Annotated in this window: 35 protein-coding genes and 2 pseudogenes; 27 read left to right on the forward strand and 10 right to left on the reverse strand. The window is 59.9% G+C overall.

The genetic code is table 11. The annotated features are described in order from the left end of the window. Nucleotides 1-3: 3 nt before the first annotated feature. Nucleotides 4-609, forward strand: a complete 606-nt coding sequence (locus tag O3300_RS06280) for a hypothetical protein (RefSeq protein WP_305052448.1) — start codon at nt 4-6, stop codon at nt 607-609. 44 nt (nt 610-653) lie between these two features. On the opposite strand, the gene O3300_RS06285 is transcribed toward O3300_RS06280, so the two are convergent. The 6 genes and pseudogenes from O3300_RS06285 to O3300_RS06310 all read right to left on the reverse strand — a co-directional run bounded on the left by O3300_RS06285 (nt 654) and on the right by O3300_RS06310 (nt 2888). Then, the gene (locus tag O3300_RS06285; protein ID WP_305052449.1) at nt 654-1058 is read right to left on the reverse strand and encodes a hypothetical protein; all 405 of its coding nucleotides are present in this window, start codon (nt 1056-1058) and stop codon (nt 654-656) included. Beyond that, entirely contained in the window at nt 1055-1867 is an 813-nt protein-coding gene (locus O3300_RS06290; RefSeq protein ID WP_305052450.1) for a KilA-N domain-containing protein, read from the reverse strand. Before O3300_RS06290 ends, O3300_RS06285 begins: the two co-directional genes overlap by 4 nt. Next, a complete protein-coding gene (locus tag O3300_RS06295) occupies nt 1864-2028 on the reverse strand; it encodes a hypothetical protein (RefSeq protein ID WP_305052451.1) in 165 nt (54 codons plus the stop codon). Before O3300_RS06295 ends, O3300_RS06290 begins: the two co-directional genes overlap by 4 nt. Nucleotides 2029-2048: 20 nt before the next feature. Then, a pseudogene (locus tag O3300_RS06300) lies at nt 2049-2288 on the reverse strand (helix-turn-helix domain-containing protein); the annotation flags it as partial. Between the two features lie 76 nt (nt 2289-2364). Further along, entirely contained in the window at nt 2365-2580 is a 216-nt protein-coding gene (locus O3300_RS06305) for a hypothetical protein (RefSeq protein ID WP_305052452.1), read from the reverse strand. Between the two features lie 17 nt (nt 2581-2597). Continuing rightward, on the reverse strand, nt 2598-2888 hold the full coding sequence (locus tag O3300_RS06310) for a hypothetical protein (RefSeq protein ID WP_305052453.1): 291 nt from the start codon (nt 2886-2888) through the stop codon (nt 2598-2600). A gap of 115 nt (nt 2889-3003) precedes the next feature. On the opposite strand from O3300_RS06310, the gene O3300_RS06315 reads away from it, so the two are divergent. After that, nucleotides 3004-3270 (forward strand): hypothetical protein, encoded by a 267-nt coding sequence (locus O3300_RS06315; RefSeq protein WP_305052454.1) that lies wholly within the window; start codon nt 3004-3006, stop codon nt 3268-3270. Here the strand turns inward: O3300_RS06315 and O3300_RS06320 are convergent. From O3300_RS06320 to O3300_RS06330, 3 genes are read right to left on the reverse strand one after another with little or no spacing between them, the layout of a single operon-like run. Next, the gene (locus O3300_RS06320) at nt 3206-3601 is read right to left on the reverse strand and encodes a hypothetical protein (protein ID WP_305052455.1); all 396 of its coding nucleotides are present in this window, start codon (nt 3599-3601) and stop codon (nt 3206-3208) included. The genes O3300_RS06315 and O3300_RS06320 overlap by 65 nt on opposite strands. Then, nucleotides 3598-3732, reverse strand: coding sequence for a hypothetical protein (locus tag O3300_RS06325; RefSeq protein ID WP_305052456.1), 135 nt, complete (start codon nt 3730-3732; stop codon nt 3598-3600). Before O3300_RS06325 ends, O3300_RS06320 begins: the two co-directional genes overlap by 4 nt. Further along, a complete protein-coding gene (locus O3300_RS06330) occupies nt 3729-4052 on the reverse strand; it encodes a DNA-binding transcriptional regulator (RefSeq protein WP_305052457.1) in 324 nt (107 codons plus the stop codon). The genes O3300_RS06325 and O3300_RS06330 overlap by 4 nt, the downstream gene beginning before the upstream one ends. Before the next feature lie 83 nt (nt 4053-4135). On the opposite strand from O3300_RS06330, the gene O3300_RS06335 reads away from it, so the two are divergent. From O3300_RS06335 to O3300_RS06455, 25 genes and pseudogenes are all read left to right on the forward strand, one after another. Continuing rightward, complete coding sequence (locus tag O3300_RS06335; RefSeq protein WP_305052458.1) at nt 4136-4921, forward strand: S24 family peptidase; 786 nt, start codon at nt 4136-4138, stop codon at nt 4919-4921. After that, nucleotides 4918-5229 carry a hypothetical protein gene (locus tag O3300_RS06340; RefSeq protein ID WP_305052459.1) on the forward strand — a complete coding sequence of 104 codons (312 nt, stop codon included), beginning with the start codon at nt 4918-4920 and terminating at the stop codon, nt 5227-5229. The genes O3300_RS06335 and O3300_RS06340 overlap by 4 nt, the downstream gene beginning before the upstream one ends. Nucleotides 5230-5427: 198 nt before the next feature. Further along, entirely contained in the window at nt 5428-5601 is a 174-nt protein-coding gene (locus O3300_RS06345) for a hypothetical protein (RefSeq protein WP_305052460.1), read from the forward strand. A gap of 263 nt (nt 5602-5864) precedes the next feature. Continuing rightward, nucleotides 5865-6332 carry a signal peptide protein gene (locus O3300_RS06350; RefSeq protein WP_305052461.1) on the forward strand — a complete coding sequence of 156 codons (468 nt, stop codon included), beginning with the start codon at nt 5865-5867 and terminating at the stop codon, nt 6330-6332. 649 nt (nt 6333-6981) lie between these two features. Beyond that, complete coding sequence (locus tag O3300_RS06355; protein WP_305052462.1) at nt 6982-7248, forward strand: hypothetical protein; 267 nt, start codon at nt 6982-6984, stop codon at nt 7246-7248. Nucleotides 7249-7375: 127 nt separating this feature from the next. Next, nucleotides 7376-7555, forward strand: a complete 180-nt coding sequence (locus tag O3300_RS06360; protein ID WP_305052463.1) for a hypothetical protein — start codon at nt 7376-7378, stop codon at nt 7553-7555. Nucleotides 7556-7891: 336 nt separating this feature from the next. Further along, on the forward strand, nt 7892-8023 hold the full coding sequence (locus O3300_RS06365; protein WP_276208636.1) for a hypothetical protein: 132 nt from the start codon (nt 7892-7894) through the stop codon (nt 8021-8023). Continuing rightward, complete coding sequence (locus O3300_RS06370; RefSeq protein ID WP_305052464.1) at nt 8020-8265, forward strand: hypothetical protein; 246 nt, start codon at nt 8020-8022, stop codon at nt 8263-8265. Before O3300_RS06365 ends, O3300_RS06370 begins: the two co-directional genes overlap by 4 nt. A 112-nt stretch (nt 8266-8377) precedes the next feature. Then, nucleotides 8378-9271, forward strand: coding sequence for a RecT family recombinase (locus tag O3300_RS06375; protein ID WP_305052465.1), 894 nt, complete (start codon nt 8378-8380; stop codon nt 9269-9271). Between the two features lie 36 nt (nt 9272-9307). After that, nucleotides 9308-11089 (forward strand): YqaJ viral recombinase family protein, encoded by a 1782-nt coding sequence (locus O3300_RS06380; protein WP_305052466.1) that lies wholly within the window; start codon nt 9308-9310, stop codon nt 11087-11089. A gap of 31 nt (nt 11090-11120) precedes the next feature. Then, on the forward strand, nt 11121-11873 hold the full coding sequence (locus O3300_RS06385; protein WP_305052467.1) for a KTSC domain-containing protein: 753 nt from the start codon (nt 11121-11123) through the stop codon (nt 11871-11873). Next, complete coding sequence (locus O3300_RS06390) at nt 11870-12136, forward strand: hypothetical protein (RefSeq protein ID WP_305052468.1); 267 nt, start codon at nt 11870-11872, stop codon at nt 12134-12136. Before O3300_RS06385 ends, O3300_RS06390 begins: the two co-directional genes overlap by 4 nt. Then, complete coding sequence (locus O3300_RS06395; protein ID WP_305052469.1) at nt 12133-12546, forward strand: recombination protein NinB; 414 nt, start codon at nt 12133-12135, stop codon at nt 12544-12546. Before O3300_RS06390 ends, O3300_RS06395 begins: the two co-directional genes overlap by 4 nt. Before the next feature lie 9 nt (nt 12547-12555). Beyond that, nucleotides 12556-13479: pseudogene (locus O3300_RS06400) on the forward strand (recombination-associated protein RdgC); the annotation flags it as partial. A gap of 240 nt (nt 13480-13719) precedes the next feature. Further along, nucleotides 13720-14028: a DNA translocase FtsK gene (locus O3300_RS06405; RefSeq protein ID WP_305053135.1), complete on the forward strand. Its 309-nt coding sequence runs from the start codon at nt 13720-13722 to the stop codon at nt 14026-14028. Further along, nucleotides 14025-14441, forward strand: a complete 417-nt coding sequence (locus tag O3300_RS06410; RefSeq protein ID WP_305052470.1) for a hypothetical protein — start codon at nt 14025-14027, stop codon at nt 14439-14441. The genes O3300_RS06405 and O3300_RS06410 overlap by 4 nt, the downstream gene beginning before the upstream one ends. Further along, nucleotides 14438-14752, forward strand: coding sequence for a hypothetical protein (locus O3300_RS06415; RefSeq protein WP_305052471.1), 315 nt, complete (start codon nt 14438-14440; stop codon nt 14750-14752). The genes O3300_RS06410 and O3300_RS06415 overlap by 4 nt, the downstream gene beginning before the upstream one ends. Further along, nucleotides 14749-15465: a hypothetical protein gene (locus O3300_RS06420; RefSeq protein WP_305052472.1), complete on the forward strand. Its 717-nt coding sequence runs from the start codon at nt 14749-14751 to the stop codon at nt 15463-15465. The genes O3300_RS06415 and O3300_RS06420 overlap by 4 nt, the downstream gene beginning before the upstream one ends. Continuing rightward, a complete protein-coding gene (locus tag O3300_RS06425; RefSeq protein ID WP_305052473.1) occupies nt 15462-16100 on the forward strand; it encodes a hypothetical protein in 639 nt (212 codons plus the stop codon). Before O3300_RS06420 ends, O3300_RS06425 begins: the two co-directional genes overlap by 4 nt. Then, the gene (locus O3300_RS06430; protein ID WP_257224801.1) at nt 16097-16219 is read left to right on the forward strand and encodes a hypothetical protein; all 123 of its coding nucleotides are present in this window, start codon (nt 16097-16099) and stop codon (nt 16217-16219) included. Before O3300_RS06425 ends, O3300_RS06430 begins: the two co-directional genes overlap by 4 nt. A gap of 9 nt (nt 16220-16228) precedes the next feature. Continuing rightward, on the forward strand, nt 16229-16555 hold the full coding sequence (locus O3300_RS06435; protein ID WP_305052474.1) for a hypothetical protein: 327 nt from the start codon (nt 16229-16231) through the stop codon (nt 16553-16555). Beyond that, nucleotides 16552-16794 (forward strand): hypothetical protein, encoded by a 243-nt coding sequence (locus O3300_RS06440; protein ID WP_305052475.1) that lies wholly within the window; start codon nt 16552-16554, stop codon nt 16792-16794. The genes O3300_RS06435 and O3300_RS06440 overlap by 4 nt, the downstream gene beginning before the upstream one ends. Further along, complete coding sequence (locus O3300_RS06445) at nt 16791-17807, forward strand: hypothetical protein (protein ID WP_305052476.1); 1017 nt, start codon at nt 16791-16793, stop codon at nt 17805-17807. The genes O3300_RS06440 and O3300_RS06445 overlap by 4 nt, the downstream gene beginning before the upstream one ends. After that, nucleotides 17804-18088 carry a DUF4224 domain-containing protein gene (locus O3300_RS06450; protein ID WP_305052477.1) on the forward strand — a complete coding sequence of 95 codons (285 nt, stop codon included), beginning with the start codon at nt 17804-17806 and terminating at the stop codon, nt 18086-18088. Before O3300_RS06445 ends, O3300_RS06450 begins: the two co-directional genes overlap by 4 nt. 3 nt (nt 18089-18091) lie before the next feature. Further along, nucleotides 18092-19201, forward strand: a complete 1110-nt coding sequence (locus O3300_RS06455; protein WP_305052478.1) for a tyrosine-type recombinase/integrase — start codon at nt 18092-18094, stop codon at nt 19199-19201. A gap of 81 nt (nt 19202-19282) precedes the next feature. Here O3300_RS06455 and O3300_RS06460 read toward each other — a convergent pair whose 3' ends face one another. After that, a complete protein-coding gene (locus O3300_RS06460; RefSeq protein WP_305052479.1) occupies nt 19283-20260 on the reverse strand; it encodes a hypothetical protein in 978 nt (325 codons plus the stop codon). Nucleotides 20261-20535: the final 275 nt, after the last annotated feature.

Genomic DNA, 20535 nt, shown 5'->3' on the forward strand with positions numbered 1-20535 from the left:
CGCATGAAATATCCCTACCTCACGGTCGCACTTCTGGTAATTTTTGGCGTTATCGACATTATTATCTTGGGAAATAACTTCGACCTGACCAAGTCGGACTGGTCTGGATGGGTGCAAGCGATAGGTTCGATAGCTGCTTTGGGAGTGGCGATTTTCGTAATGAGCAGACAAAACAGGCACGCCGCGAAGCTTCTTATCGATGCTGACAAACGGGCACTGCTGCGACGAGCTCAAGCTGTGTCGGCAATATTGGATCGTGCTCATGAGCAGATTCCGGAGCTCTGCGAATTGATCGCTAATAGCGTAGCCATCAGAAACGAGGGTCTCGTTCGCTCCACCATGGCTACAGCAAAATATTTGCTTAAGGAAGTGCAGGCTGCCATTCGTGCCATCCCTGCCCACGAACTTGGCTCCTACGAAATGGTTACTGGCTTGAACAAGACCATGGAAGTGCTCACATCTTTCGATAAGATAATAGATACGTGGCTGCAGGGAACCAACCTTCCCCATCCAACGGATATTGGAACGTCTTTGGTGATAGCCACTAACTCCTCCAAGGAAGCGAAAGATATTTTTTCCTTGGGCATCGAGCGGCTCAGGCGTGAGTAGTATTCTGCTCTCATGCTGCACAATGTCAGCTTTAACACTGCGCTTCATAAACGCACCTCAGTTTCTGGCCGACGCACAACAACGACAGGCATGGCGCCCACCGTGCCACGAAAGTGTGGCGTGGCCACCTGGCCAGCCTGTTCGGGCTCGGCGCCCAGCAGCGCCGCGCGCGAGGCGTCTTTCAGCACGTAGCGAATGCCCACCAGGCGCACATTGCCCTGGATGAAGCGCGAAAAAATCATGCGCAAGCGGTGCTCCATGCCTGCTTCTTCGATATCGAAGCCCGCGCGCTCACAGATTTGGTAGAAGGTGCCGGGCCCGGCCAGCATCGCCTGCAGCAGCGCGTAAGAGCGGGAGCCATGTTTCGGGAGCGAGACGCCAGAACGGCGGCGCTTCGTCTTATTTACGCCAAAAGTCGGGCGCGGGCGATTGTCAGCTTGGCCAGTCACAATGCCACCTCGGCCAGAACGGAATCGCGCCATTTCACTTGCTGGATAGGCGCGCCGCTGGAATGCGCCTTGCCCGTGTCCGCCACGAAAGCATGCGCACGCCCCTTCTCCGTCGGCACCCAATGGCCTGCGATATTGTCCTGCAGGCCGGCCTGCACCAGCATCTGGTTGAACGCCTTGCCGCTCTTGACGAAGCGGCTACCCAGTTCTGTCGGCGTGTAATAAATCTCCTGGCTGGGCGTGGCCAGGTGCGTGCGATCCATCAGCTGCAGCATGTTGACGCCGGTCAGCGCGGCCGTGCCCTGGTTCGCGCTGATGGCTGCGGCATTCTTGTCGAGGCCAATCAGGCGTGCGATGCCGAAGATGGCACGGAATTCCTTGGCGGGCGAGATTGCGCTGCGCGCAGTCGGCGCGGCTGGCGCCTGGCCGGTGGCCACCGCGTCGAAGGTGCGGATAACTTCCAGGTGGAACTTGGCGCTGATCCACATGGCATAGGCGTAGACCAGCTCACGGCACACATAGGTGCCTTGATTTAGGCCGCCTTTGATGACGGATACAGGGATTTCTGTATCCGTCATTTCCTCAGCCAGAGCCTTGGTTTTCTCGTTTTCCAGCCACAATGAAGGGCCATGACGGCGCTCGCCGCCTGCAGCTTGATGAAGATCGTTGAGACGAAAGCGCCCTTCGGCGTCAGTCGCAATCAGCGTATCCGCTATGGTGATGCCTTTGTGTTGTACAATTTCGGTCATAAATTCTTTCGCGAATTTTTGTTGTTCAAGGAAGCCCGCCTGCCAGCGGGCTTTTTTCATTTCTGGCCTTGCAGTTCCTGCAGCATTGCTTCGTAGTGCTGGCGCGTCCGGACGTGGCCGGGGTCGACCGGCAATTCGCGCTCGACGTGCTCTTGCTGCTGGGCGCCCTGCGCGGCCTTCGCCGGCGCGCCGCCTTCCGGCCGCATGGTCGTCCAGGTCAAGCCGCCACCTCGGCGCGCGCGATGCGCTTGAGCTCGCGGATCGACACGTCGAAAACCTCGTGCATGCGGATCAGCAGCGAGGCGCCGATTGGCAGGCGGCCATGGCGGATCTTGGAAATCACGGGTGGCGCCACTTCCAGCGCGCGGGCCAGAGCTGCGTCATTCTTCGGGCCCTTGGCCAGCAGCATGTCGAGCAATTCGTTATTACCGTGGGCGTCGTCTAGCGAGCGGTACGGCTTGATTGCAGTTGTTTGCGTCATGTCATATTCCTAATTGATGGTGATTAAAGTGGCCCATTCCGGCCATGCGATCCTGTAGCTGTCGGGTGCGGGGCCGTTATGGAGGCTCGCGCCGCGGCACCTCGTATTTCTTCGCCACCCTGTCGGTGGCATCGCGCCATTTCTGACGCGCCTCCTTGTGCGCGGCCTTCGCCGCGCTCTCGCCCTCCCCGTCCTTGGCGCCCTGCAGGTCTTTCTCGGCCTGGCGATAGATCATCGAACGCTGGAAGATCAGCTCCTTTTCATCGGCTGTGACCTGGGCTTGTTTATTCAATAGCTGCCTCCATGCCGTTAAACCCGCATCCGCACGACGCGCGGGACGACGCCAAAGCACGGGCGCGGCGCCGGCAAAATCTGGGCCCTGTTATTTACTGATTTGGGCCTAGTCCCGCTGGGAAACGGCGGCGTATCATTCCGTTTCGGCCTGGCGTCCAGGTGATCGCGGATGATCACGATCGTGCATTCGTTCAGCACATCGCTGACGCTCTTGCGCAGCGCAGTGCACGCTGCTTGCAAGGCATCCTTGTTGTCGTCCGTGATGTAGCCCTTGACGAGCGCGGTGCGTTTTTGCTTCTGTTTCATGGTTTTCTCCTGGTGGTCGGTGTTACAGGGTTTGGGTACAGCGAAAAATAGGTAGAAGTTGCCAACGTGTTAAATTTCTATTCCCACGTATCAATTCACAAGAAAGGCAACCTCCATGGAAAACGAAACCTATGTGGTAAGGCTCGCTCTGGATGCGAACGCACCGGTGCCTTGGCCTAAAGGCGTGCCTGCGCCGGCTGTTGGCGACAAAATTACTGGCTTAATCCACGGCCTCGCGGTCAAAGGGACGGTGGTCGAACGTGAATGGGGTGTCGACTTCGCTCCTGGAAAAGCGGTGATTGCCGCAGTGCTGACGATCACTGTGGAATCTCAATCAGTGGCGCCACCAAAATCGGCAACAGTCCAGCCGCTGAAACCTTGACGGCATTCGAGCGCGGGCCGGCCGCATTGACGAGGTACACCACGGAGCTCTCGCGCATTGCGATGGTCGCCGTGTAGCCACCGGCGGTGGGCCTCACTTCAATGGTTGGCGCGAACGGGTCGGCGGACAGGCTCACGGCAACGGGAGCGATAGCGGGCGGGGGTTGCGGTTCCGAACAATCTCGCAAGGTAGCAGCGTCATGCTGGTGCTGGCAAAGAGTCGTCAGCAACGCCGTGTGGACGCGTAACTCGGCCAGAATGGCCAGCTGGGTAGTGCGGAAGCTTGGATTGGCCGCTGGCCGTGCTGCTTTTTTCCTTTTCGAGGTACTCATGCTGGTTCCTTTAGTTGTTTCAGGCATTCATCGAACGGCACGCCAGGTGGCAGTTCGTGCGGTTCGAGCAGCGGGATACGCACGAAGTAGTCCGTCGGGCGCGGCGGGGAAATGGGGATCAGGCGGATCATGGCTTTGCACCCACGTCGATGCCGACGGCGGCGCGGGCAGGAACCGTGTCGAAGATGGCGTTGGTGGTCGGCGGCTGGCGGCCGGCGTGGCCTGGCGTTTGGCAATGCCCTGCCGCGCCAGTCGGCTCACCATAGATGTCGTTATAGCTGACGATCTCGCCCAGTGAAGCTGCAAACTTAATCAACAACTTTGCGACCTGCGGCGGCATTTCCTGGCCTTGCTCGTAGTGTGAAACGTTGCTTTGAGTAACACCAAGGGCCTTTGCTAAAGCGACTTGGGTCACGCGCATCCGTCCACGAATCGTTTGGATTGGGTTCATGCAACGAATATTAGTCGGACTGCTTAATTATGTCAACAGTCGGACTGTTTGAAATTTATTAGCTTTCCTTATAATCTCGCACGATGCCAGCCTTACCACTCTCATCAGAACAACTCGCCGACGCGGCGAAACTAAAAAACCTTTTCAAGGAGTGGCAGCACTCGCGCAAAGAAAACAACCTCCCACACTCGCAGGAAACTGCAGCTAGTGCACTTGGTTTCGGCCAGAGCGCCCTTACGCAATATCTAAATGGCCGCATTCCGCTTAACGTCACCGCAGGAATCAAGTTCGCAAACCTCCTGGGTGTCGCCCTTACGGAGTTCAGTCCGGCATTAGCGGAAGAGGCTGAAAATATTGCGCAAGCAGTGTCTCCGAGCGCCGATGAGAATGGAACCATAAGCCTACCGGGGGCACGACGGATCACTACCGACGATGATCATGCGCCTGTAATGGTTCCCATTCGGATGCTTCCCGAGCATTTACGAGCAGGAATCACCGGTTTTGAAACCGACCATCTCTTCGAAGAGGCTGAGCACCTCTATGTGCCACGCCAGTGGCTCGAAGAAAACGATCTTACGCCCGACATGCTTCGAGCTGTCAAAGTGAAAGGCGAAAGTATGGTGCCCGTGCTATACGAAGACGACATTGCAATCGTTAACATAAAAAACACGAATCGTGTGAACGGCGGCGTCTTTGCCTTAAATTTTAAAGGCGAGGCAGTTGTAAAGCGTCTGAAATATGAGCGTCGCGAGTGGTATCTCTCATCTGAGAATCCCGCGTTCAAACAAGTGCCCTGCCGTACCAGCGACTGTAATGTCGTCGGCCGCGTCGTGCGATTCGAGCCGCGCAACTTCAAGGATCGGCTATGAGCGTTGAGCGTGACGCAATTCAATCAAAACGATCCACGTTGCGGGCCGCACTGACTTTTTTCGTTGGACTGGTTGTGATAGGCTTGCTGTTTTTAGTGTACTGGTCACTGCACCTTCAATCGGGCAGCACGCAAACAAACGAGCAACAAGCAGCATCAGAAGAGAAATACAAAGCCTGGTATGCAGTCAAGTATTGCCGCGAGCAAGCAGAGTCATTGCCGGCCGGCTCGGGAGAAGCGCAGATTGCCCGGGATGCCTGCCAGCAGATGCAGAAGCAATATGAACAGACCTATCGACTGACGCCATGATTTTAAAATCAGTTCTATTTGTTGCCGGCCTTGCCTAGTCGGTCTCAGCCAATGCGACTTCTTGCAACAAGCAGGACGCCCTAGACGTGCAGGTCGGTATCCGCGAATTCGCCACATGGCGTATCGAAGGCGATCACTTGGCAGTGCACTGGACATATATCAAACTCAACTCCGCAACAATTTATGCCTGGATACATCATGACCAATACTACAAAAACGGCGCCAGCTGAATCCATAGCAGACAACGCCGTGCCTGGTAGCGACAAAGAATTGATGGATGCCATCGACGCAACGGACATGCAAGACGGTGAGCAGCTGGCCAAAGGCGGCACACGTGGCGGCCTAGTATCCGACAATACAGACATCGCATGATCGCTGGCCATGGCATGGTTCGATAAGCATTGCGTCGCCGACGGCGGCGCCCACCGCCAAGCCTTAAGCATCAGCTCGCCGCGCGCGGGCTTTTTTGACGCCTGTAGCAGCAATTCAATTGTTCATTGATCGGCGCTCAGGCGCTTGATGCCCTCTCTACATCTGCGCGATCGCCAATGTATTTTCTCTGCAGAGTCAACGGCACATGCGTAGGTGCGTTAATGCATGCAGGCACGTCATTCCGTGCATACCGGAGACTCAAGATGAAGAAAATTTTAGCAATGCTCGCAGTAAGTGCCACCTTCGCGTCACAGGCGTTCGCGCAGACCCCGACGACCGCACCATCGGCTGCACCTAAACCTTCGGCCACTGCAATGGGGAATCCGGCGTCGCCCGATGCAGCGCCAATGCTCAAGTGCAAAGATGGCTCAGCCCCAGTAGGCCAGTCCACACACGGTTGTCGGGGCCACGGTGGCATGATGGCCAATGCAGCATCTGCGAAGACGGCGTCTGGTACAGCTTCTGCTGCGGCAGTTGCTAGCAAGGCCCCCCCTGCTCAGATGGCTCCAGGTGGCGGCGATGGCAAGGTATGGATTAACACCTCAAGCAAGGTCTATCATTGCGAAGGTGACAAGTACTATGGGAAAACAAAAAAAGGTGAATACATGGCTGAAGCAGATGCTAAAGCCAAAGGGTTCCATGGTGAGCATGGAAAGGCTTGCGGTAAATAATCATGCACTGAGCGGATTATTGCCGGTCATTGGTATGCCTTAACCACCCTCGCCTCAGCCCGCCTCGCGCGGGCATTTTAACCTAGTCCCATTTTCAATCACTTCCAACTTGGCCATATTCTCAGCATAATGCATTCATGCAACTATGCGCCGCAGTCCTCAAGATCAAGCAAATTCAGTTGGCCGTGGTCCGAGTCGAACCAGAGCATACCTGGCCGTCCACCGGTCCAGCCGCGCTGGCGCATGCACAGCGGTACTTCCCAGACCTTCCTATTTTGCTGCTATCGCCGCGCGTCGGCGGCTTCTCGCGTAGCTACGCCACGTTCGACATCACACCTCTAATCCACCTGATAAACTCCGACGAAATCGAATGGCAGGCCTATCGGCCTCAACCGCCATCCGAGCTCCCCTTCTAAGCACCCCAACCAACATCGACATTTCGAGGTTGTTTTGTCTCAAGAAATTATTTCTCATATTTATTAGTCCGACTGTTGACATGATATTAGCAGTCGGACTAATATTCGTCATCGAACAAACAAACACAGGAGTACGACATGTCCCCAGCAGAGCTCGCAGCACTTGAAGCGGTCCTCGTCGCCCACGGCGAAGTGATCCCGGCAATCGCAATCCCAGCGCGCGGCTAATAGTCATGAGCGCCCGCGACCACGACGCCGCCCAGCTGCAAGCCGAGCTGGCACAGCACCAGGCACCGGCCCAGCGCTTTCACTTCGACGTGACGATTCGCTTCACGGACGGCACGTACCGCAACAAGGTCCGGGCCCGCAACAAAAGTGTGGCACATGCAATGGCCCTGACGGATGCACGCATGGCTTCACCTTACAGCACCTTCTACGGAAAAGAGCTCGGCCACCTGGTCGAGCTGGCCAAACCAGATCAGCGGTCGCCCGTGCCGTAGTTTAAGGCGGGACAGGCCGGCGGGCCGGATAAATGCCCTGTGGGATCAGCATGCCCCGATTGATCTTCGTGAGGATCAGGCGCCCGGGGAAGCCCGGCGCCACAACCAACCTTGAAGGAATTACAGCATGTCGAATTTCAAAGAAAACCAGAAGGTGAATGTGAAGGGCACGAAAACCGAGCCGCTGCCGCGCCCGGGCAAATTCGTGAAGACGCATCCCGGCGCCCGCGGCGACTTCCTGGAAGTGCTGCTGGACGGCTCGACGCAAAGCCAGCGCTTCCGCCCTTCGCAGGTGACGGCAGCCTGATTTACCAGCGCGGCCTGTCGCCCAGGCCGCCGCCCCTGCCCTGCGCCAGGCGAGCGCAGGAACTACACAAAAGCGGCGGCGTGGATGGACACGCGCTGATGTTGCGCAGGCAGACGACACCCTCGGGACAGCGATGAATCCCGAACCAGGCTGGGCGCTCGCGAACCGCGACCTTCACCGAGTCGGTATCAAGCCCGACCCGCTTTTTTGTGGTACCGCGCTTCCTGGCGTACGCAGGATTAAAAGCCCCGGAGTGGCCTTGTTGTCGGACAGTGCGGCCGGCAACAGCAGGGTTCGATTCCCCGCCGGGGCGCCAATTAACCAGAGGAGCAGGACATGAGCTACATCATCACCATCCGCACTGCCAGCACGGTGCACAGCTTCGCCGCCATCGGCAACCTGGCCGCGCTGATCGATGCCGCCTACGACGGCGGCGCCCTGGGCGTGACTGCGATGGTCCGCCCATGATCGCCCTCTTCCACCGCCTGCTTGCCGCCCACCGCCACTACCAGGCGCAGCACCAGCACCGCATGAACAATATGCGCCTGGCCGGCGTGCGCCGCGAACTGGCCGGCCTCGAAGAAATGCGCAAGGAACTGATCACCGCACAGATCGAAGCCCTGATCGACCTAGACGCATCCGCCGCGCGCGTGAAGCAGTTGGGCCGCGCCCATCGGGAGGCGCAGTGGACGTCGTCAGCCAAGCCGTGATGGACGTGGCCAGCCAGGCCCTGCGTAACTGGCATGCCGGCCACGCCATTGTCTACGCCGTCCGCCTGGCGCTGTTGAAGGCTGAAATTATAAAACTCACAAGGAAAACGTCATGAACGCAGTTACGCAAGAAAGCCGCACCGCCATGCAGGCAACGCAGTCCGGAGGCGCGCCAGTTCCCCGTACCACTGGCCAGATGATCCTGGACGTCGCGCACATGGATAGCATGATCCGCCTTGCCGACATTATGGCCTCGGGCAAGGCAACTTTGCCGCCCGCGTACCGCAATTCCCCGGGCGACTGCCTGGCAGTCATCATGCAGGCGATTTCCTGGCAGATGAATCCCTTCGCCGTGGCGCAGAAGACCCACTTCATCAACGGGAACATCGGGTATGAGGCGCAGCTGGTCCACGCCGCGATTACTGCATCGGGCATCCTGACGCAAGACGACTTCGACTACGAATATTACGGCCCGTGGGAAAACGTCATCGGCAAATACGACATCAGGAAGGGCGACAAAGGCGAATACCGCAGCCCCGCCTGGCATCTATCGGACGAAATTGGCCTGGGCGTCCGCGTCTCCGCGACGATTCGCTCCACTGGCAAGGTCAAAGTGCTGGACCTGCTGCTTGCGCAAGCGCGCACCCGCAACTCCACGCTTTGGGCCGACGACCCGAAGCAGCAGCTGGGATACCTCGCGGTGAAGAAGTGGGCGCGCCAGCATGCACCAGGCGTAATCCTCGGCGTCTACACGCCGGACGAGTTGGAGGCGGACTACCGCGAGCCGCGCGATATCACGCCCCCTGCATCAGCAGCGGCTGGCGCGCAGGATCTGCTGCCGGAATGCACCGACGAGCTGTTCCAGCAGAAAACGCCGGAATGGCGCCAGACCATCCACAGCAAGAAGAAAACGCCAGCGCAGCTGATTGCCATGCTCAGCACCCGGGCGACCTTCACCGAGGCGCAAAAAATGACGATCGACAGCTGGGCGCACGAAAACGACTAATCGCCACACCACACAAAAAATCATCAAGGACACATCATGCAACGCGAAAACACACTCACCCGTGAAATCCACAACCTGCTCCAAGGCAGTGATGACTGGCACGCTTTCCGCTTCGACCACCACGGCGCCAGCGAGGCGGCCGCGATGCTTGGCCTGTCGAAAAAAGTAACCCGCAGCGAACTGGTGCGCATGAAGGCTACCGGCCTGGCCAAGGAATTCAGCGACTGGGTGCAAGAAAACATCCTGGACTACGGCCACGAAGTCGAAGCGCTGGCGCGCCCGCTTGCCGAGCGCATCATCGGCGACGACCTGTACCCAGCCACGCTGTCGCTGGGCAAGGAAAGCGCATCCTGCGATGGCCTGAATATGGCAGAGACCATCGGCTTCGAGCACAAACAATGGAATGCCGAGCTGGCCGCATCGGTGCGTGCCGGCGTGCTGCCAGACGAGCACCAGCCGCAGGTCCAGCAGCAGCTGATGGTGACCGGCGCCGAGAAGTGGCTGTTCATGGCGTCCGATGGCACTGAAAACAACATGGTCTGGATGTGGGTCTATCCAGACGCGGCCTGGTTCGAGCGCATTGTCGCCGGCTGGGAGCAGTTCGACGTCGATGTGGCGAACTACACGCAGGTTGACCATCCGGTGAAGCCAGAAGCTGCGCCCGCCGCCGCCCTGCCCGCACTGGTCGTCCAGACCGAAGGCAAGGTCGTCAGCAGCAACCTGTTGGCCTACCAGAAGGCGGCCGAGAAGTTCCTGTCGACCATCAAAACCGACCTGCAGGACGACCAAGACTTCGCGGATGCCGAATACAACGTCAAGTTCTGCGGCGAGGCCGAAGCCAAGCTGGAGCACGCCAAGGCCGCCGCGCTGGCGCAAACCTCCACCATCGACGAGGTGATGCGCACGGTCGACCACATCAAGGCGCAATTCCGCAGCAAGCGCCTGGAGCTGGAAAAGCTGGTCAAGACCCGCAAAGAGCAAATCAAGGAAACGATCCTGAACGACGGCCGCCGCGCTTACGCCGATCACGTTGCCACGCTGGAAACTGAGATTGCCCCGATCCGGCTGCAACTGGTCACGCCCGACTTTGCCGGCGCCATGAAGGCCAAGCGCACCCTGGCCAGCCTGCACGATGCTGTCGGCACCACCCTGGCCAATGCCAAGATTGCGGCCAATACCCAGGCAGCCGACTACCGCGCCAAACAGGCCTGGTGCCGCGAGCACGCCGCTACCTATGGCTTCCTGTTCATGGACATGGCCAACATCATCGGCAAGCCCATGGAAGACTTCCAGCTCGTCATTACCAGCCGCATTGCAGACCACAAACGTGCCGAAGAAGTGAATGCCGAAGCCGAGCGGGCACGGATCCGGGAAGAGGAGCGCGTCAAGGCAGAAAAGGCAGCCGCCGAAACGATCCGCCTGGCCCAGGTCGAATCTGACCGCCTCGCGGCTGAGGCGGCACAGGCCGAACGCGAGCGCACGGCCGCCGACACGCAGCGCCAGCTGGCGGAGCAAGCCTCGCAGATCGCTGCCGAGCGCGCCGCCGAGCCGGTCACCCAAGTGGCGACGCCCAAACCTACCGCGCCTATCACCACGCGCCGCGCGCCAGCAGCCGTTGCACCGGTCCCGGCGCCGAGCCGCCCAGCGCCAGCACCTGACCTGCTCGACGCCGCTGCCGATGACCTCTACCCATCCGACAGCGACATCCTCGATGTGCTGTTCGAACAGTTCGGCCTGACGCCGGCCGAGGCCATCGACCGCCTGGCCAAGTTCGACTTTGTCGCCGCGCGCGCCGGCCTGGTCGCCGAAGCCGCATAACCACCGCCTCAATCATTACTAGGAGAACATTGTGAGCACCATCCCTCGAATCGTCATGCACCAGGTCGAGTCCAGCCAGTTTGCAGCCATCGGCCACGTGCCAGAACTGAACGTGCTGGCCATCCAGTTCCACCCGAAGAAGTCGACCGGCCAGAGCGACATTTACCACTACCAGAATTTCAGCGCCGATCTGTTCGCTGAATTCCTGGGCGCTGAGTCGCAAGGCAAGTTTTTCATCCATCGCATCAAGAAGTTCGCCGACCAGTTTCCGTATTCGAAGATCGATCAGGCGGCGTTCAACCACACGGCGCCGCAGCCGGCCGTTAAACCGGCCAGCTTGCCCGAAGCCGCGCCGGTCAAGCTGAGCAAGGAACTGCTGGCCGGCCTGCTGACGGGCCGCGAATACGGACGCGAAATGGTCAAGGAAGAAGAGCAGCAGGCCAAGGCGGCCGGCCTGATCGTGATCTTCGGCGCCAGCGACAACCTGATGGAGTTCCGTGGCTTCGTGAACGACGAGCGCGGAGCGCCGACCATCGCACTGCTCGATGCCAAGGGCCTGCTGCCGTTCCGCGAGGATATCCAGCACGACGACGATGCGCTCAAGGACTATTTCGCCCGAGCACCGCAGGTGCGCGCCGTGGATGCCCTGTGGAACAAGGAAGACGGCTACAGCTGGACCTACCGCACCGAGGTGCCGCACGCCACGTTCGAAATCGTGGAAGACGGCGAGCCGTACTGCCGCGGCATCGTGATCGACGTGGCCGACCTGGGCGGTGCAGCGTGAGCAGCCGCGCCGAACGCCAGGCAAAGGCGACCGCGCAGCTCCAGGCCGCATGCGACAAGTTCAACGCCGCGCACCAGATCGGCGCCGCAGTCAGCGTCAAGCTGGACAGTGGCGAGGTCCGCGAGACGATTACCGTCAGCGAAGCCCAGGTTCTCAGCGGCCACACCGCAGTCATCTGGCTGGATGGCATCAGCGGCTGCTATACCCTGGAACGCGTGACGGCGCTGCCGCCGGCCAATACCGCCGCAGGATCGCCGCCATGACGAAGCAAACCTACTTCCTCGTGCACGACGACGCACGTCGCCGGGCGGTCGAATTTGCCAAGACCGCGCCGCCCGGCTGGATGGTGGTGTTTTCCGAGCCGAAGAAAAAGCGGGCCCAGGAAGAAAAGTATCACGCGATGATCGGCGAAATCGCCAAGCAGATCGAACACATCGGGCGCAAGTGGGATGCGGATGACATGAAGCGGCTGCTGGTGGACGAGTTTGCCGACGAAATGCGCCTGGCCGGCACGCCGCTGCACCACGACGGGCGCGTGACACCCAGCTTCGACGGGCGCCGCATCGTGCAGCTGGGCGTCCAGACCAGCGACTTCTACGTGAAGGAAGCCGCGCAGTTCATTGAATTTTTGTATGCCTTCGGTGCCGCGCGCGGCGTCGTGTTCTCAGAATAAGGAAGCGCCATGTTTTTCAAGAATCTTCAAATCTACCGCCTGCCCGCAAACTGGCCCATGAGCGCCCCGGAGCTCAATAGCATGCTCGAGCGCCAAGCCTTCACGCCCGCCACAAGCATGGATCTTGTGCGCCAGGGCTGGACCGCACCGCGCGGCGCCGGCGCACCGTTGGTGCACGCCGTCGGCGGCCAGTTCCTGCTGCAGCTGAAAACCGAGAAGAAGCTGCTGCCGTCGACCGTGGTCAACCAAGTGGCCGCCGCCCGCGCGCTGGAAATGGAAGAAGCCCAGGGCTTCGCGCCCGGCAAGAAGGCCATGAAGGAATTGAAAGAGCGCGTCACCGACGAGCTGCTGCCGCGCGCGTTCGCCATTCTCAGCACCACCGCCGTGTGGATCGATCCGGTGAATGGCTGGCTGGTGGTGGACGCGGCCAGCCCGAGCAAGGCGGACGAGGTGATCAAGCTGCTGCTGAAATCCGTCGACAAGTTGCCGCTGGAAAGCCTGCGCGTCGTGCGCTCGCCGGTCGGCGCGATGACGGAATGGCTGCAAGCGGACGAATCCCCGGCCGGCTTCACGGTCGACCAGGACGCGATCATGCGCGCCACCGGCGAAAGCAAGGCCCAGGTGGCGTACAAGCGCCACACGCTGGAAGCGGACGATATCCGCCGCCATATCGCGGCCGGCAAGCAGTGCACGCGCCTGGCCATGACCTGGAACGACAAGATTTCCTTCGTGCTGGACGAGAGCCTGGCCATTAAGAGCGTCAAAGCGCTGGACATACTGCGGGAATGCGCGATTGGCGAGGCGGCCGACGAGCGCTTCGACAGCGACTTCACGTTGATGACCGGCGAGCTGGTCAAGATGCTGGTCAATCTGGTTGAGGCGCTGGGTGGCGAGGCCGACGTGGAGACGCAGGCGCCGGGCCCGGCTGCTGCCGGCCAGCAGAAGATCGAGCGCGCCGTGAACTTGACTGCCGATCTGTACAAGCTTCGCACCCGTTACCGCGATGTGCTCAACGAGCTGTATGACAGCACCGTGCAGCCGGCCGTTGCCCGCGTGCGCGAGCACATGGCGGAGACCGCCGAGGGCGCGATTAAATCGGCGCTGACGCTGGCCAAGGAGCTGCCTGGCGGCTCGCAATCCGCCGACCTGCTGCTGGTAGCCGCCGTTGAGATCATGGAACCGAGCCCACGACCGGCAGCGGGCGATGCCCCTGTCCGCCAACAGCGCCCGGCGCTGCAGCTGAATGGCGAAGCGGTAGGCGCCGTGCTGCCTGGCGACGGCAGCGCGAGCGATCCGCTGTACGAGCAAGCCGTCGAAGTCGTGCGCACGCAGCAGCGAGCATCGATATCACTGGTGCAGCGCCACCTGCGCATCGGCTACAACCGTGCGGCCCGGCTGATCGAGGCGATGGAAGCCGCAGGCGTGGTCAAGGGCACGCAGGGCATCTACACGGTGACGGCGGTGACGGGAGCGGCAGCATGAGCGGCGTGCGCACCCCTGGCCTGCTTTTCGTTGCCGAAACGGGCCAGGATGACGGCTGCAGCCCGGAAACCGTGATCCGTGGGATGGGCGGCAGTGCTGGCGTAGCGGTGGCCATTGACTTTGGCGCGAACAATCCGGGCATGCGCGAGGCCAACGCGCAGCGCCTGGTCGCTTGTTGGAATGCGCTCGATGGCCTGTCCGACGATCATCTTGCTGGTGGCTGGAACGTGCGCGGCATGAGCTCCTACGCCAAGGGCCTGGAAGAAAAGCTTGCCGCAGCACGGGTGCTGCTGAGCGAAGCAGTGAAGCCGCACGACGACCATCTGGCCGCCCTCAAGGCCGCCGGCGAGCAGCCAGTCATCAATCCGCTTTCCGTCCGGATCAACAACTTCCTCAATGGCGGCGCCACATGATCAACCGCCTCTACACGGTCAGCGCCACCCTGACGGCCGTCATCATGGCCGCCAGCGAGCGCGAAGCCGAAACCCGCTTTAAGTCGAACTTTGGCGAGATCAAAGACCAGCCCATCGACGCGGTAGCCGATGAGGAAATTCGGACCGAGTGCGACCTTCCAGACGACTGGACCGTTGACTGCCTGCCGTATGGCCCGCGCGACAACGCGCTGACCATCGGTGAATTCCTCGACGCGCCGCCACCGCCAGTGGTGCGCGACACCAAAACCGTCGATATGTTTGCGGCACCTGTCGCCGGAGAAAAAGCATGAAAGAGCAACCTATCCTCATGAACAGCGCCATGGTGCGCGCCTTGCTCAACGGCAGCAAGACGCAGACGCGGCGGGTTATAAAGCCGCAGCCGGAGCCCAGCCCGCACCGTCCAGGCGACTACCAGTGGCCCTGCGACGCATTCCTGTCGATGGTGAGCGTTGCGGAGACGCGTGCACCTGGCGCCCACGGCATGGCTGGCGACGCATGCCCACACGGCGGGCATGGTGACGGCCTGCGCGTGCGCGAAACGTTCTTCGCCTACGGCCGCTGGGTGACGCGCTACAGCGAGAAGAAACGCCGCGACGAATGGCACTTCATCGACATGACGGCCGAATGCCACCGCGCATACCAGTACGACGCCGATTCACCGGACCTACCGCTGGCGGCCGGGCGCGGCGGCGCGCTGCCCGGCTGGTACAGGCGCCCCGCTATTTTCATGCCGCGCGTGGCCTGCCGGATCCTGCTGGAGATCGTGTCCGTGCGCGTCGAGCGCCTGCAGGATATCAGTGATGCCGACATCGTGGCCGAGGGCATCGATATGGAAGCGCTGGCGGAATCGCAGGACCGCTACGACATCGTGTGCAAAGGGTCTGGCGCCAGCGGTCGCGCAACCGAGCGCTCGACCTGGCGCGAGCTGTGGGAATCGACTGGCGGCGACTGGGATGCAAATCCGTGGTGCTGGGCCATTACCTTTAAGCGGGTGACGCCATGAAGCGCCTGCTTGCCTATGAAGTGCGCGAGCCCGGCGAGGGTCATTGCGTCATCGCCTTCGCAAGCAACAGCGCCACCGCGCGGCGCGAGGGTGGAAATGAACTGAACTGCTCCTTCAGCGAAGTCGAATCCTGCAACCGCCGCCCGCAGTTCGACCAGTACGCACCCGGCCCGGTGCCGAAGACCGTGCTGATCGAGCATGGATGGTGGTTCGAGTGTCATCACTGCAGCCGGCGCGTCAGCGACGACATGCAGCAGGAAGCCGAGGACGAAGGTGAGGAGTACGAGCACCTGGAAGCCGTCACGGATGGCGATGCCATCTACTGCAGCCACAGCTGCGTGATGGAAGAGTTTGTCGAGCGGCGCGCCCGTAAGGCTGCCGAAGTCGCCCTGATCGAGTTCTTTGCGGCCACGCATCCGGATTGCTTGATCGAAAGCGTATGGGTGAGCCGTGCGCCATTGCAGGGGCCGGACAGGCTGGGCCATGCTCAAGCGCTGCTCTACTTCAAGTTCCCTGGTGCGCAGCACTGCGCAACGTTCACGTTTGGCGAGGATCGCATGCGGGTAACGGTGGTCGACCTGCACGCGTATTACACCTGGCGCGGCATCCAGATGCCAACAACGGAGGCACCATGACCGACAACGACGAAGTGCCAAACAGCGAGCGCAGCCCCGGCGCCGCGCGCGTGGCGGCGGCCCTGATCCTGATTTACGTGGCAGCGACCCTGGCGGGCGTCCTGGCCGCGACAACCTGAAAGGTAAATATGAGCAAGCTTATTGAATGGGCGCCGGTCTTTCGCGATGCCGAAGGCTGGTACTCGCACCCAGATATGCCAGAGTTCAACGAGGATCAAGAGGCGGAGTATCGCGCCTGGCTAGCTGCGCAAGGCCTGGAAACCGCTTATGCCACCTTGTGCGGCGAAGATGATAAGCATCCGGCCTATATCGTCTACTTCGACCAGGGCGGAACGGACGTCTCCGACTGGAACCCGGCGCCACCTGCTGGTGACGGCTGGTTCACGCTGTCCACTCACGACTCCGAGGATGGCCCGTACTGGGTATGGGGCCGTCGCTCTCCGGCGGCTCAATGAGCAGCCGCAGCCCAGCGCCTGCGCCAGAAACCCCGGCCGAGGCCGCCTACAAACTGGACCGCGCCGTGCTGCGTGCGATCCACACCTGCCAGCCCGTGCTGTTCGAGGGCAAGCAGCACCATCTGCGCGCCATGGGCGCCCAGGTGCTGGGCGGCGGCGTGTCGTCCGTGATTTACCTGATGGGCGACGCGACACCGCGCCAGCCCAGCGAGATAACCTTTTTGGAGCATGCAGAATGATCAACAACGAGCAACGCAATCCGCCTGTCCGTGCAACGCCCACCGATTCATTCCAGGGCCGCGTACAGCCTTGGATGATGGCGTGCTTCGGTGCCGAAATCTCCGCCGACGGCGCTGAGCGCAATCACCGCTTCCTGGAAGAATCGCTGGAACTGGTGCAGGCATGCGGCTGCACGGCCAGCGAGGCGCACCAGCTGGTCGACTATGTGTACGGCCGCCCGGTCGGCGAGCGCGAGCAGGAGGTTGGTGGCGTAATGGTCACGCTGGCCGCGCTGTGCCTGCCTCAGGGCTTGGACATGCACGCCGCTGGCGAGACGGAGCTGGCTAGGATCTGGACGAAAGTCGTGGCGATCCGCGCCAAGCAGGCGGCGAAGCCGAAGCATTCACCGCTGCCAGCTGCAGCGCCTCAGCCGATCATCGGGCGGCTGATGGATCAAATCTCGGCACTGCCTGTCCTGTGGGGCTTGAATGAGCCGGGCGCGCTACTGCGCAACAGCGATGTGTTCCGCGTACTGGCTGCTGCGGGCCGCCAGCAAGCTGCCATCGCAACCGCCCCGGCGCGCAGCAATGTCGAAGACACCTGCGCCGAAATGCGCGCGCTGTGCAGCTTCTGCGGCGGTACGGGTGATGTGCACCGCGCAGACGGCGAATGGCTGGGCGAATGCACTTGCATTCATGGCCAGACCCAGCGCCTGGAGCAGCAAGCACACGGCGAACACCCGGCGCCGTGCGCGCGCAGCTGTGAAGCGCCAGCGTTCCAAAGCCTAGTGCGAGAGCGCGATGCGCGCATTGCGCAGCTGGAGGCCCAGCTCGTGCGCCGTCGCATACCACTTTCACCCGAAACGCAGCAGGCCATCGCGGCTGCGCGCGCCGCTGGCCAGACCGTCGCGGCGACGCCGGCCGGCCTGGTCTTCATGAACGACGGCGCCGAGCCAGGTAGCGGCGAGCTGGACTGCCCCACTTGCGGTGGTAGCGGGCATGCCGCTGATGTGGCGACCAGGAGTACGCCATGAACATGAGCGACGCGGCAGAGGAAGTAGCCAGGCTCATTGCCGAGTTGGAAGCACGCAAATTACTGACGGCGCCTGCCTTCCTCGCACCCGATGATCTGGCAACCCTTACGGGCAGAAAGATCAAGAGCCTCCAGGTGGAAGCGCTGCGACAGATGGGCATTCCATTTTTCGTCAATGCGATTGGCCACCCTGTAGTGGCGCGCTCGGCAGTGGAAGGCAAGGCTGTGGCGCCGCCACAAGAAAAACCAGCCTGGGTACCACCAGGATTGAGAAAGAAATAGAAGATGGGCAGAGTGCCAACGAAGAATAAGAACTTACCGACAGGCATGCGTGCGCGCCACCGCGGGAAAGTGACATATTACTTTTTAGATACCGGTGAAAAGCCTCGCAGAGAAATCGCATTGGGAAAAGATTACATCGAGGCCGTGCGTAAATGGGGGCAACTAACCGTGAGCGCCATTCCGTCCGCCTCGCGCCCTACTTTCCGCATGGTGGCGCAGCGCTACGTAAGCGAAGTGATGCACAAAAAGGGAAAAGAAACGCAGCGCAAGAACATGAACGAGTTGGCCAATTTACGCAAATTCTTTGATGATCCGCGCGAGCCGATGGAATCGATCCAGCCTATGATGGTGCGTCAATATCTTGAGTGGCGTACTGCCAGCATCGTTGCAGACCTGAACGCAAAAAATGCCGCCAGAGCGGAAAACGGTCTGCCAGTACCAAAAATGACAGGGAAAGAAGGCCAGGTTGCTGCGAACCGCGACAAGGCGTTGCTATCGCACATTTGGAATTTTGCCCGCGGCGCCGGTCTGACAAACCTTGCAAACCCTTGCGCCGGCATCATGGGCTACAAGGAAGATGGGCGTGATGTGTATGTCGATGACGAGATTTTCGAGGCTGTCTACGCCGCTGCGGGGCCTGGGCTGCGCGATGCACTGGATCTGGCATATCTGACTGGCCAGCGGCCGGCGGACACACTGAAACTGACCCGTGCGCATGTGAAGGACGGCGCGCTGGAGATTAGCCAGAACAAAACGAAGAAGAAACTGCGTATCGAAATCATCGGCGAACTTGCCACCGTAATGGCACGCATTGACCAGCGCCCCGCAATGGGTGTAGCGCTCATAAACAATGAACAAGGTCAGAAAATGACCCCCTACATGCTACGCTACGCATTCGAAAGCGCAAGGGCCAGTGCAGCAGCAGCGCATCCAAAGATCGAGGCCGCCATTCGCAATTTCCAGTTTCGAGACTTACGCGCCAAGGCAGGCACGGACATCGAGCAAGAGCGTGGGATCGAAGCTGCCCAGGCCCAGCTAGGGCATTCGACGTCCACGATGACAGCACACTACGTGCGCCACCGCCGCGGCAAATTGGTAAAGCCGACAAAGTAGAGAGAGATAACGTGCCACAGCCTCATGATGAATACCTACGCTAAAGGACTCTGAACAGAGAGTCGGAGTGATCAGTACGATTCATGCGGATGGTCGTCGCCTTGCTGTAGGCGGAGCCTTAGGTGGTGACAAGCGTTGCAGTAAATTACATGTCTCGGTCGAGTTGTCCAGGGGCGCTACCAGTACTTTTTTGTCATTAACGCCGATAATATATGACGGATTCGCTGGGAGAACGCCCTGTGGCCAACTACGGCCGCCACCATTTTTATCGTCTTCGTTGAGCGGCACACCATACAGCTTGAAGTTAATGAACTGATCAACGTATTCTTTCAGCTGCGTGCTGTTCCAGCCAACGAAGGAGCTTGGGGCGTTGCCTTCTGTCAGAGCGCCGGCATCTCGCTTATCAAAAAGTTGGAAGTACTGGATATTGCAAAGCTTCATGCACTTGGTTTCTGCATCGAATTTGCCGTAGACGATCCAATGGCAACTGCTGTCGCTGCCTGGGGCAAAGAGATGAGTCTTTGCTGCTTCAAACGCCTTGTTCTGGAGCTTCTGTATTAAAGCCTTTGCCGCTGAATGCAAAGAACTAGCCGTCGGGACGGTCGGTTCTACCGAGGATACAATCGTTGCCGGGGCGGCTTGAAGTCGGGTGCCAAAGCAGTGAGTACTTGCGTCAGCTTCAATAGCGGTTTTTTCGTTCAAATCGGACAATCCTAAATTGTCATTCGAAATTTGAACTTTGCAATTTTCAAGCTTTGCTTGGGCTTCGTTGCGCTCTTCCTCAGAAGCCTGCAAGCTTACTTTAAGCACCTCTTCAAGTACTTTGAATAAGTTATGCGCTACTGCGAATTTTTTCAGTTCCGATTTAAACGAATTCTCGTCTCGCTTGAATTCGAACAGTGCCCACTGAGCACCATCTACGGAGAACATAGCGTCTCCAGCCTCCTCCTCCACGCTGGCCAGAGGATACGCATCTGCGTTGCTGATATTGCGGGTAAAATCGAGCAAAAACTTGTACTCAACAGTCTTTTCCCACCATATTACTTCTGCCTTTGACATTATTATTCCCCGTCGGTAATTTCCTAGGGTTCAAAGTGTAGCGTACTGGTTGCCTTGTTCGCATTCCGTTAGGTTGGGTAGGAAGGGACCAAGGAATTGATGAGTTCAAGTAGGAGCATTATTGCCAGGTTCGGGGGGCCACTTCGAGACGGAGGGCACCGGTCAAGCAATTCTGCCACCTGAAAAATTTTTCACTATGGCAATGCATACACTTCAAGCTTTCTCGTGAGACGTATAGATGATTGCACGACCAGGGGACCGCTTAGCGCTGCGGA

The sequence above is a fragment of the Janthinobacterium sp. SUN206 genome (assembly GCF_030587305.1).
Taxonomy (GTDB): Bacteria; Pseudomonadota; Gammaproteobacteria; order Burkholderiales; family Burkholderiaceae_D; genus Janthinobacterium; species Janthinobacterium kumbetense.